This is a genomic window from Marinomonas algae (assembly GCF_047525555.1).
Lineage (GTDB): Bacteria > Pseudomonadota > Gammaproteobacteria > Pseudomonadales > Marinomonadaceae > Marinomonas.
In genome coordinates this window covers 162,630-174,269 of sequence record NZ_JBLIXK010000005.1, presented here as the reverse complement: position 1 = coordinate 174,269, position 11,640 = coordinate 162,630, and the positions used below count along the sequence as shown (strand labels likewise).

Sequence of the window (11,640 nt, the reverse complement as noted above, 5' to 3'; positions counted from 1 at the left end):
ACGACCAAGGGAGAATGCAATGCACTCACCGACAGAATTAACAGCTTGGAAAAAGCTGTCAGACCATCAACAAGAAATGCACTCTGTTGATATGTCATCCTTGTTTGCAGCGGACTCAACACGCGCTCAAAAATACACAGTTCAAGCGGCTGGTTGGACTCTGGATTACGCCAAAAACCGCGCAAACGATACAACATTGTCTTTGCTAACAGACCTAGCTAAAGAAGCTGGACTGGAAGAAGCCATCAAAGGCATGTTCAGCGGCGCTCACATCAACAACACCGAAGACCGCTCAGTATTGCACATCGCACTACGCGCCAGCCAAGCTCAAGATTCGCTCATGGTAGATGGCGTCAATGTATTAGAAGAAGTTCGCTCGACTCTAAAGCAAATGGGAGATTTTGTTGCCCAGCTTCACAGTGGCGAATGGAAAGGCTACACAGGCAAAAACATCACCGACGTGGTTTCCATCGGCATCGGCGGCTCTTACCTTGGCCCTAAAGTAGTGGCAGAAGCCTTAACACCTTACGCCCAAGAACAGGTGAAAGTGCATTTTGTGGCGAACATTGATGGTTCTGACATCACTGGCAAGCTCAAACAAATGAACCCAGAAACCACGCTTTTCGTTGTAGCATCGAAAACCTTTGGCACACTTGAAACGCTTTCAAACGCTAACGCAGCGCGTGACTGGTTCCTAGCAAACGGCGGCACTCAAGAGACTGTAAGTAAACACTTCGCTGCAGTGAGCTCGAACGTGAAGAAAGCCGTCGATTTCGGCATGGCAGAAGAAAACATCTTCCCAATGTGGGATTGGGTTGGCGGTCGTTACTCGCTTTGGTCAGCCATTGGCTTACCGATTGCCATTGCGGTTGGCATGGACAACTTCTACGCACTGCTCGATGGTGCACACCAAATGGATGAGCATTTCCGTACAGCGCCATTTGAAGAAAACCTACCTGCCATCATGGGCGCACTTGGCGTGTGGTATATCAATTTCCACAACGCGCAAACTCACGCCTTAATTCCTTACGATCATTACCTACGCGCCATGCCTGCTCACATTCAGCAGCTCGACATGGAAAGTAACGGTAAAGCGAATTTATTAAATGGCGATGGCGTAGCAACCGACACAGGCCCAATCATCTGGGGCGGCGCTGGCACAAACGGCCAACACGCTTACCACCAGCTTTTACATCAAGGCACACGCCTTGTGCCTGTGGATTTCATTGCACCGTTGGCAAGCCATAATCCAATTGGTGATCATCACGCACAATTGTTTGCAAACTGCCTAAGCCAATCACAAGCACTTATGGTTGGTAAAACACTTGAACAAGCAAAACAAGAACTACGTGATGCTGGCGCATCGGATGACCAAGTAGAAGCCATCGCGCCTCACAAAGTCATCAAAGGCAACCGCCCAAGCAACACCCTACTGACGGACAAAATGACACCAGAAACCGTTGGTGCCCTGATCGCCCTTTACGAGCATCGTACCTTTGTACAAGGCACAATCTGGGGAATCAACTCATTTGACCAATGGGGCGTGGAACTGGGTAAAGTACTGGGAACAGACATCTTCAACCGCCTTGTTAGCGACAGCGACAACAGCGCACTGGATGCCTCAACTCAAGCTTTGATCCAAGCCTTTAAGAAAGCACAGTCTTAAACAACTCGCTTTCTAGCACTGAACTAAAAACACCAGCCTCGGCTGGTGTTTTTATTTATCTCCACACTCTCATTATTCGGCTCAAGATATACCGCTTTTATGAGCCGAATAAACACTCTATTCGGCTCATGCTACATAACCAAACCTTCGTCACTCTATGGAAGACACGCAAGTGCGTGTATACTACGCGCGCCTTTATTGGCCCTGTCGTAGCACCAGGTAAAAAACACGAACCTAATTTTTTAGGGGATGAGTGCTGCATTGTTATTAATCACTAGGACAATGCATTATGTTTCGTATTCGTAAATCCTTTCAATTTTCTGCCTCGCACCAATTGCAGGGCTTGCCCGATTCTCACCCTTGCAGTCGTCTGCATGGTCATAATTATGAAGTCATCATAGAGCTTGCTTCCGATACATTGAACAGTACCGGATTTGTTAGAGACTATCGTGAACTGGCTGACTTTAAAGTCTATATCGACGAAGAACTCGACCATCGTCATCTAAATGATGTGCTTGGCGCTGAGAACACCACCGCTGAGCGTTTGGCTAAACATTTGTACCACTGGAGTAAAAGCCGCTGGCCAGAAGTCAGTGCGGTAAGCGTTTCTGAAACCCCAAAAACATGGGCGGAGTATCGACCATGATTGCCATTTCAGAAATATTCGGCCCAACCATACAAGGCGAAGGGTCGCTCATTGGTACGCCAACGGTGTTCGTGCGAACCGGTGGTTGCGATTATCGTTGCAGTTGGTGCGACACACTTCATGCGGTAGATAAAAAATACAAGAACGATTGGATAGACATGTCTGCTGAAGATGTTTTCAATCAAGTCGAAGTATTAAGCGGTGGCAAACCTATTTTGGTGACCTTGTCTGGCGGGAATCCAGCCATTCAAGATTTATCAGAGCTGATTTCACTAGGGAAAGAGAAAGGTTATACCTTTGCCATGGAAACCCAAGGCAGTGTCAGTGCCGCTTGGTTTGCTGAGCTCGATTACCTTACGCTCAGCCCAAAGCCGCCTTCCAGCAAAATGAAGTTCGATAAAATGCGTTTTGATATCGCTTTAGAGCAAGCAGGAAATGCAGATAAAACCTTAAAGATCGTCATTGCGGACGAGAAGGATTTAATCTGGGCGGAAGAAATCAAAACCTTATACCCAAGCCTTCCACTGTATCTTCAGCCTTGTAACCTTGAGTTAGAAGGCTCACCAAGCATAGACACTCTGACATCGAAAACGCTGAATTTAATCGATGAGGTCATTCAGCGTGGTTGGTTCGATGCCACCGTTTTACCACAACTTCATGTGTATTTATGGGGCAATGAAAAAGGCGTTTAAGCCTATGAGTCATGTAGAAGGTAAGTTTGTAATTTACCTTCTACTCTCTTATAACGAAAGCTCGACAATTTCTGACGTTCTCCATCTGCCGACTGCCAATAAACCGTCGCTCTATGACTGCGAATTTCATGCATGACAGCATCGTAATCAAGCGTCAGTGGCAACGCCTTCTCGTCTGAATCAAGAGAAAATGTCAGGCGAGAAACAACCAACATATAATTTCCAAGATCATGATGATAGGCGCTTTTTAGCTCTGCATTTGTTAGACGATAAGGGAGCGTCTTTGCGTTCTTTTCAACCTCAAGGTGCTGCTGAAAATAGACGAATAAATACGCTTTATCCTGCTCTGACAAAAGCGCTTCGACTGGCTTTTCTTCTAGCCCATGAAAATACTCTTCAGCTATGGCTAAATCCTCCAGCGGAAACGTCACTGTCAGATTTAACAACGCACCTTGCTGCGAAAAAGTCAAAACACTGCCCGGTAAAGAATGTGCGTAAGCGGAACTCATATTGACAGCAAAAGCCATCAATGTGAGTCCAACCACTCGCCAGAAAAAAGTTAAGATCATTCTGTTTGACCGCCGTAATCATCCGTAATATCACGCCATACGGAGTGAGGGTGATTGCCTTTGTCTGGCGTAGACTTATTGGATTGCAACGAGAATTCAAGCCATAACGAAGGGCCATGAATACGCACATAATCGTCTTCACTGTTCACATCGGTTGTGCCAGAAAAACCTAACACTGTGCGATCCAACTCGGCAGTATACTTATCCATGTAGTGTTGAGCTTCCGCTTCTGAGATATCTCCCACGTAGGTTTTTACCGCCGCCAGTAACAAAGCTTTTTGCTCACCTGTCAGCTTAGTCACGCTTAATCCTTCCTGCTCTTCAGGAATATCATCGTCTGCCTGTGGGCCTGCCAAAATATCTCGATACGTCCCTTCTAAGCGCGCTTCGTCTAGTTGTTCATCACTAAGAGAATGTAGCAAAGCAGCAAAAGCATCTCTTTCTTGCAACATAGGAATATTGGTTCGACCATTCATTTCAAACGAAGGAAATGGTTCAACGCCTCTAAAAGAAGGTGTTGCTCCCGCTAATTTACCGTCAACATAGGTGTTAGAGAAAGCAAAATGGTGACCACCGTAATACAGCTCCCAAGTTCCCTGATCGGAAGGCTCACCTAAGAAAGCAATTTTGCCATTATAAGAAGAGTAACCCGCTTTATAATCTGTGCTAACGGTTCCTATATAATCGTCCGCATTAAGGGTTTGTACAATTTCATCAAAGCCTTCGTTGTCTTCTTCGCCTGTGGCTTCCATGAGAATCGCCTTCACCACACCGCGCTGTTCAACACTCAGCTCACCCAAAAATACGCCAGGGCGTGCAGGAAACGCACCAGCGGGTAAGTTACTCCAGTTTTTGGCTTCGGCCACAGAATAATCCAGCTGCAAATTCGCCAATATGTCATCTGACACGTCGGCTTTGAGGATATCAATCAAACACACTAAACGAGTAAAGCTATGGTCGTCACCGCAGGCCTCAACGGCATCAGGAATCGCAATGCTGCCCATAGAGGAACTTGTATCGCCTAAACGAGCTTGAATGGCTTCATCTTCTGCAGAAGGCGGTCTTGGAGGTCCCGGAGGCCCATTATGGCCATGATCACTTGCACCATTGGCACAACCTTGAAGAATGACTCCGCTTAAAAGCAGAATGGGAAACACCTTTCCAATGGCTGAATAAGCATTGCTTTTCATGATATACCCTCTTAGGGAAGTAAATAGAAATTAGCGTCACAGTAACAAATCACCAGAACTTCGACTATCGCACAATATGCAATAATTTAAGCAATCGTCTCCACAAACCAAGCCTTAAACTCTTCTAAATTGGCTGAATTGCTTGGATAATCTTCGATGAGCTCATCTACACATTTGGCAATAGCATCAGGAAGATAAGCAACGCCGATCAAGCGTTTCGCTAATTCTTCTATTGGATCTGGAAATAAACTATCCGTATAAGTTTGCGCTGCGCTAATAATGGCCTTTTGCAGATTAAGGTGAAGTTCTACCCCGCCCCACTGAAAACGTTCATCCAATTGATGAGTAAACTCTGGTGATTTTCCAAAATTCCAATCCCAGCTTTTTTGTTGCTCAAACTTTTCTACAAAACCGGGTAAATCAGGTAACGCATCAGGCGAGATATGCTCAATGTCAGGCGTCTCACCGAAATACTCACAGAAAGCTTGGATGATGGTGTCACAAACCATATCGTGATCAATATCGGCTCGCAAACTGTCTAAATTGGTCACCCGTGAACGAACCGAAGTAATGCCTTTTGATTGGAGTTTTTTAGGATCTGGATTGAGGTAATTCGCAAGGCGACTTAAATCCGAATGCAGTAATAAGGTGCCATGGTGAAAGCCTCGATCTTTGGCTTCTTTGTAAGCGGAGCCAGAGAATTTTCGCATATCCTCACCATCTCCAACCACCAAATCATTACGACCGTTGGCGTAGCCCTCAATGCCCAGCTTTTTGAGACCATCTAAAACAATGCGAGTAGACACTTCTTTATCGTATTCAGGCTTGCCAGCCATAAAGGTAAAATTGGTGTTACCTAGATCATGGAACACTGCGCCGCCACCACTTTGACGACGAGCAAGGCTGATAGAATCGTCTTCCATCTTCTTTAGGTTGCACTCTTTCCATGGATTCTGTGCTCGACCAATCACAACTGTGTCAGCATTTCGCCACAAAAAAAGCACTCGTTGATCCGCTGGCATAGACCGAAAAATACAATCTTCCACAGCCAAATTAAAATGAGGGTCATTAGAGTCAGACAACAAAATACGGCTTGCCATTGAGTATCCTTACAAGTGATGAAATAGACACCAAATATAGCATAACAGCGAAAACTAAGTTTCAGATTCCTAAACACATGGTTTTTATCCTCTTTTGATCTATATCATTTATTACAACTCGCCCCTCTATTAAGTTAAAATCTACTAATCGATATTTCCTATAATCCTTCTCAAACACTCAACAGGAATTCCAATGTCTGATGTAACGCAAACGCTGATAAGAAATCTAAAAAACATCGTTGGTCAACAGTACACCCTAACCAGCCCAGACAAGATGCAGCCTTACTGCAAAGGGTTCCGATTTGGTTCTGGTGAAGCAATTGCCGTTGTGCGTCCATCAACACTGTTAGAAGTTTGGGAAGCACTAAAAGCTTGTAATGCTGCAGATGTTATCGTCATCATGCAGGCAGCCAATACTGGCTTAACAGGTGGTTCAACGCCTGACGGTAAAGACTACGATCGCCCGATCGTAATCATCAACACCATGCGCATCGACCAGATTCAACTAATCGATGAAGGCAAACAAATCGTCGCGCTGGCTGGTAGTACCTTATTTGGTTTAGAAGAAACCTTAGCGCCTTATGGACGTGAACCTCACTCAGTGATCGGCTCTTCTTGTATCGGAGCTTCTATCGTCGGTGGTATTTGTAATAACTCTGGCGGCGCACTGGTTCAACGTGGCCCAGCGTACACAGAGCTTTCTATTTTTGCTCAAGTAGAAGCCGATGGCAGTTTATCCTTGGTGAACAACTTGGGAATTCACCTTGGCGATTCTCCTGAAGAAATTCTTACCAACTTACAACACCAAAGATACCAAGCAAAAGACATCGAATTTACTGAAAAGCGTGCTTCTGACAACGAATACCATGAACGTATTCGTGACGTAGACGCGGATACTCCTTCTCGTTTCAACAATGACGGTCGTCGCTTACACGAATCCGCAGGTTGTGCGGGTAAATTAGCCGTCTTCGCGGTTCGTATGGACACTTTTGCCATTCCAGAAAAACAACAGGTTTTCTATGTTGGTACAAATGACACAGAAGACTTCTACCATATTCGTCGTCACATGTTAGGCAACTTCGAAAATCTGCCAGTATCAGGTGAATACCTACATCGCCAGTGTTATGACGACTCTAAAAAATACGGCAAAGACACTTTCATCGTCATTGATAAGCTAGGCTCAAAATACATCCCAAAACTGTTCGGCCTGAAACGCACTGTGGATCGTATTGCTGGTAAATTCTCGTTTTTACCAAGCAAATTGTCTGATCGAATCATGCAAGGGCTAAGCTATTTGTGGCCAAATCATTTGCCTAAGCGCATGGAAGAATACCGTGACAAGTATGAGCATCACTGGATTATTGAAACCAGCAATGGCGGCGTTGATGAAGCTCGTGAATATTTAACTGAGTTTTTCAAAGACAAAGACGGCAGCTTCTTTGAATGTACGCCAGAAGAAGGTGAAAAAGCCATCTTACACCGTTTTGTAGCAGCCGGTGCGATCGGTCGTTATCACGGACTGAACAGTTCAGACTTAGGCAGCATGATGACCATAGACGTGGCTTTCCCTCGTAACGAGAAGGAATGGTTTGAAACATTACCGCCTGAAATCGAAAACCAAATCGCGCGCAAATACTATTACGGCCATTTGTTCTGCCATGTTATGCACCAAAACTACATCGTTAAAAAAGGTGTGGATAGCAAAGCCTTGAAAGATCAAATCCTAGCAAGCTTTGACAAAAGAGGCGCAGAATACCCGGCAGAACACAACGTGGGCCATGAGTATGCAGCAAAAGACACGCTGAAAACCTTCTACAAGAAAATCGACCCAACAAACAGCTTTAACCCTGGCATAGGTAAAACCTCCAAGTTGAAGCACTGGGCCGAAGCCGCTGGTGAAGACAGCTGTGGTTGCTGCGGAAGCCAACAAGACTAAGTCATTTCTCGCTTAGCCAAACGATAAAAAGAGCGCAACAATGGGCGCTCTTTTTTTGTTTCGTACCTTTTCAATAGGCATAAAAAAGCCGCTTAGTGATTTCACTAAGCGGCTTTTAAGTTTACTTTTATATCAATTAGATATATTCCACTTTTTCGATTTCGTAAGTGGCTTCACCGCTTGGGATTTTAACAGCAACTTCGTCACCTTCTTCTTTCCCAATAATGGCTTTCGCGATTGGCGATGCGTAAGAGATTTTCTTCTCTTTCACATCCGCTTCATCATCACCCACAATCTTATAAGTAACCGTATCTTCCGTATCCACATTGTAAAGTGTCACAGTTGTACCAAAGATCACTTTGCTTGATGCAGGCATAGATGCAACATCAATCACCTGTGAGTCTGCAAGTTTGCCTTCGATCTCTTTAATGCGACCTTCAGCAAAACCCTGCTCTTCACGAGCGGCATGATATTCTGCGTTTTCTTTTAAATCGCCATGTTCACGAGCCGTTGCAATGTCTGCAATTACGCGAGGACGAACTACAGTTTTAAGGTGGTTCAACTCGTCTCTAAGACGAGCTTCACCTTCTACTGTCATTGGTACCTTTTTCATTATTTCCCCAAGTGCAAATCTTGTAGTCTTCTGACTTTAGTTTCGCCAGTTAGGCCTATTGCCAAACTAGTCGCTTCAGCGCCAGCCAATGTTGTAGTGTAACAAACCTTGCGCTGTAATGCTGTACGGCGAATCACAGAAGAATCCGTAATAGCTTGAGTTCCTGATGTGGTGTTAATGATGTAATCAATTTCACCGTTTTTCATCATATCAACAATGTGTGGACGACCTTCGTTCACTTTATTAACTTTACGAACCTCAACACCATTTTCGGTCAAGTATTTCGCTGTGCCTTCCGTACCAACTAGGTCAAAACCTAAATCAGCCAAACGGCGAGCAACAGCAACCGCACCTTCTTTGTCCATATCGCGAACACTGATGAAAGCACAACCCGATGTTGGCAACACAGTACCGCCACCAAGAACCGCTTTACCAAAGGCTTCAGCAAAAGTATCGCCAACGCCCATGACTTCACCAGTTGACTTCATTTCAGGCCCAAGAATCGGATCGACACCTTGGAACTTGTTGAATGGGAAAACCGCTTCTTTCACGCTGTAGTAAGAAGGGATAATCTCATCCGTGAAACCAAGCTCTGCCAAAGTTTTGCCAGACATAACCAAGGCAGCTAACTGAGCCAAAGAGCGACCGATGCACTTAGATACGAATGGAACAGTACGCGATGCACGAGGGTTAACCTCGATCACATAAATTTCACCATCTTGTACCGCAAGCTGAGTATTCATTAAACCGATAACACCAAGCTCTAGCGCCATATTCTTAATCATGTCGCGAATCTTGTCTTGAACTTCGCTAGACAAAGAGTATGGAGGCAAAGAACAAGCTGAGTCACCAGAGTGAACACCCGCTTGTTCGATGTGCTGCATGATACCGCCGATAACCACTTGATGACCGTCAGAGATACAATCGATATCGATCTCAATCGCGGCATTCAAGAAGTGATCAAGCAAGACAGGGCTGTCGTTAGACACTTTTACAGCACTTGTCATATAACGCATCAATTCTTTTTCGTTATAAACGATTTCCATCGCACGGCCACCTAATACATAAGATGGACGAACAACTAGCGGATAACCGATGTCTGCTGCTTTTGCCGCCGCTTGCTCAACACTACGCACTGTCGCGTTATGAGGCTGCTTGTAACCTAAGCGTTGAATCATGCTTTGGAAACGCTCACGGTCTTCAGCGCGGTCAATCGACTCAGGCGTTGTACCTATGATAGGCACACCTTCGTTTTGCAAAGCACGAGCAATTTTCAGTGGTGTTTGACCACCAAACTGAACGATCACGCCTTTTGGTTTTTCTTTGCGTACGATTTCCAAAACGTCTTCTAACGTTACTGGTTCGAAGTACAAACGGTCAGATGTATCGTAATCCGTAGAAACCGTTTCTGGGTTACAGTTCACCATGATGGTTTCGTAACCGTCTTCACGTAAACCTAATGCCGCGTGTACACAGCAGTAATCAAACTCGATACCTTGACCGATACGGTTTGGACCACCACCTAGAATAATCACTTTCTCGCGATCTGTTGGTGCCGCTTCACACTCATCTTCATAAGTGGAATACATGTAAGCTGTATTTGTTGCAAATTCCGCTGCACAAGTATCAACACGCTTGTAAACAGGGTGAACATCCATCAAGTAACGACGCTCACGCATGGATTTTTCAGTCACGTTCAACAAGTTTGCAAGACGAGAGTCTGAAAAGCCTTTACGTTTCAAACGACGGATAACGTCGTAAGTCATGTCAATCAAGCCTTTATCAGCAAGCGCGATTTCTTCTTTGATCAAATCTTCGATTTGTACCAAGAACCAGTGATCTACACCGGTTGCCGCATAAACTTCGTCTATGGTCATGCCTGAGCGGAATGCATCACCAATGTACCAAATACGATCCGCACCTGGAGATTGCAATTCATACGCTAGTTTCTCTTTGCTGTTTTCTTCGGCAAAGTTTAACTGTGGGTTGAAGCCGTCAGAACCAACTTCCAAACCGCGCAATGCTTTTTGCAAAGACTCTTGGAAAGTACGACCAATCGCCATGACTTCACCAACCGACTTCATCTGAGTCGTTAGGCGGTCATTCGCTGTTGGGAATTTTTCGAAAGTGAAGCGAGGAATCTTAGTTACAACATAGTCGATTGCTGGCTCGAAACTCGCTGGCGTTTGACCACCTGTGATGTCGTTTTGCAATTCGTCTAGTGTGTAACCAATCGCCAATTTCGCTGCGATTTTCGCAATTGGGAAACCCGTCGCTTTCGATGCCAAAGCAGAAGAACGAGACACACGAGGGTTCATCTCGATAACCACAAGACGACCTGTTTTCGGGTCCATACCAAACTGTACGTTTGAGCCACCTGTCTCAACACCGATTTCACGCAATACCGCCAAAGAAGCGTTACGCATGATTTGATATTCTTTGTCTGTTAGCGTTTGTGCTGGCGCCACTGTGATCGAGTCACCTGTGTGAACACCCATGGCATCGAAGTTTTCGATGGCACAAACGATGATGCAGTTGTCTTTTTTGTCACGGACAACTTCCATCTCGTACTCTTTCCAACCGATTAGAGATTCATCGATTAGCAATTCGTTGGTTGGTGATAAATCCAAACCGCGAGTACAAATTTCTTCAAACTCTTCCATGTTGTAAGCGATACCGCCGCCGGTGCCGCCCATAGTGAAAGAAGGACGAATAATACATGGGAAGCCAACTTCACGTTGTACACCTAACGCCTCTTCCATGTTGTGCGCAATACCAGCGCGAGGACATTCAAGGCCAATCGCTTTCATTGCTTGGTCGAAACGATTACGGTCTTCCGCTTTGTCGATGGCATCTGCCGTCGCACCAATCATTTCAACATTGTATTTAGCTAGTACACCATGACGCTCTAGATCCAAAGCACAGTTCAACGCTGTTTGACCACCCATAGTAGGTAGTACCGCATCTGGACGTTCTTTTTCAATGATCTTCTCGACTGTTTTCCACTCGATTGGTTCGATGTAAGTCGCATCGGCCATCGCAGGATCTGTCATGATTGTTGCTGGGTTAGAGTTGACAAGAATGACACGCAGGCCTTCTTCTCGTAGCGCTTTACACGCTTGCGCTCCAGAGTAATCAAACTCACAGGCCTGGCCGATGATGATCGGTCCAGCACCTATAATTAAAACGCTTTTTATATCAGTACGTTTTGGCATAGTCTTTCGTTCC

General features: G+C 45.3%; 9 protein-coding genes. 4 read left to right on the top strand and 5 right to left on the bottom strand.

The window, feature by feature from the left end; translation table 11 throughout:
* Positions 1–19 precede the first annotated feature (19 nt).
* The 3 genes from pgi to queE all read left to right on the top strand — a co-directional run bounded on the left by pgi (position 20) and on the right by queE (position 3,004).
* Positions 20–1,666 carry a glucose-6-phosphate isomerase gene (gene pgi, locus ACMUMQ_RS09650; RefSeq protein WP_414681778.1) on the top strand — a complete coding sequence of 549 codons (1,647 nt, stop codon included), beginning with the start codon at positions 20–22 and terminating at the stop codon, positions 1,664–1,666.
* 289 nt (positions 1,667–1,955) lie between these two features.
* Entirely contained in the window at positions 1,956–2,312 is a 357-nt protein-coding gene (gene queD / locus ACMUMQ_RS09645; RefSeq protein ID WP_414681777.1) for a 6-carboxytetrahydropterin synthase QueD, read from the top strand.
* The gene (gene queE, locus ACMUMQ_RS09640) at positions 2,309–3,004 is read left to right on the top strand and encodes a 7-carboxy-7-deazaguanine synthase QueE (RefSeq protein WP_414681776.1); all 696 of its coding nucleotides are present in this window, start codon (positions 2,309–2,311) and stop codon (positions 3,002–3,004) included. Before queD ends, queE begins: the two co-directional genes overlap by 4 nt.
* Positions 3,005–3,006: 2 nt before the next feature.
* On the opposite strand, the gene ACMUMQ_RS09635 is transcribed toward queE, so the two are convergent.
* From ACMUMQ_RS09635 to lplA, 3 genes are all read right to left on the bottom strand, one after another.
* A complete protein-coding gene (locus ACMUMQ_RS09635) occupies positions 3,007–3,573 on the bottom strand; it encodes a hypothetical protein (RefSeq protein WP_414681775.1) in 567 nt (188 codons plus the stop codon).
* Entirely contained in the window at positions 3,570–4,763 is a 1,194-nt protein-coding gene (locus ACMUMQ_RS09630; protein WP_414681774.1) for a DUF3500 domain-containing protein, read from the bottom strand. The genes ACMUMQ_RS09635 and ACMUMQ_RS09630 overlap by 4 nt, the downstream gene beginning before the upstream one ends.
* Positions 4,764–4,849: 86 nt before the next feature.
* Positions 4,850–5,863, bottom strand: a complete 1,014-nt coding sequence (gene lplA, locus ACMUMQ_RS09625) for a lipoate--protein ligase (RefSeq protein WP_414681773.1) — start codon at positions 5,861–5,863, stop codon at positions 4,850–4,852.
* 193 nt (positions 5,864–6,056) lie between these two features.
* On the opposite strand from lplA, the gene dld reads away from it, so the two are divergent.
* Positions 6,057–7,799, top strand: a complete 1,743-nt coding sequence (gene dld, locus ACMUMQ_RS09620; RefSeq protein WP_414681772.1) for a D-lactate dehydrogenase — start codon at positions 6,057–6,059, stop codon at positions 7,797–7,799.
* A 136-nt stretch (positions 7,800–7,935) separates the two neighbouring features.
* Here the strand turns inward: dld and greA are convergent, their stop codons facing one another.
* Together greA and carB are read right to left on the bottom strand one after the other, a co-directional pair.
* Positions 7,936–8,412 (bottom strand): transcription elongation factor GreA, encoded by a 477-nt coding sequence (gene greA, locus ACMUMQ_RS09615; RefSeq protein ID WP_414681771.1) that lies wholly within the window; start codon positions 8,410–8,412, stop codon positions 7,936–7,938.
* Positions 8,412–11,627, bottom strand: a complete 3,216-nt coding sequence (carB, locus tag ACMUMQ_RS09610) for a carbamoyl-phosphate synthase large subunit (protein WP_414681770.1) — start codon at positions 11,625–11,627, stop codon at positions 8,412–8,414. Before carB ends, greA begins: the two co-directional genes overlap by 1 nt.
* Between the last annotated feature and the right edge of the window lie 13 nt (positions 11,628–11,640).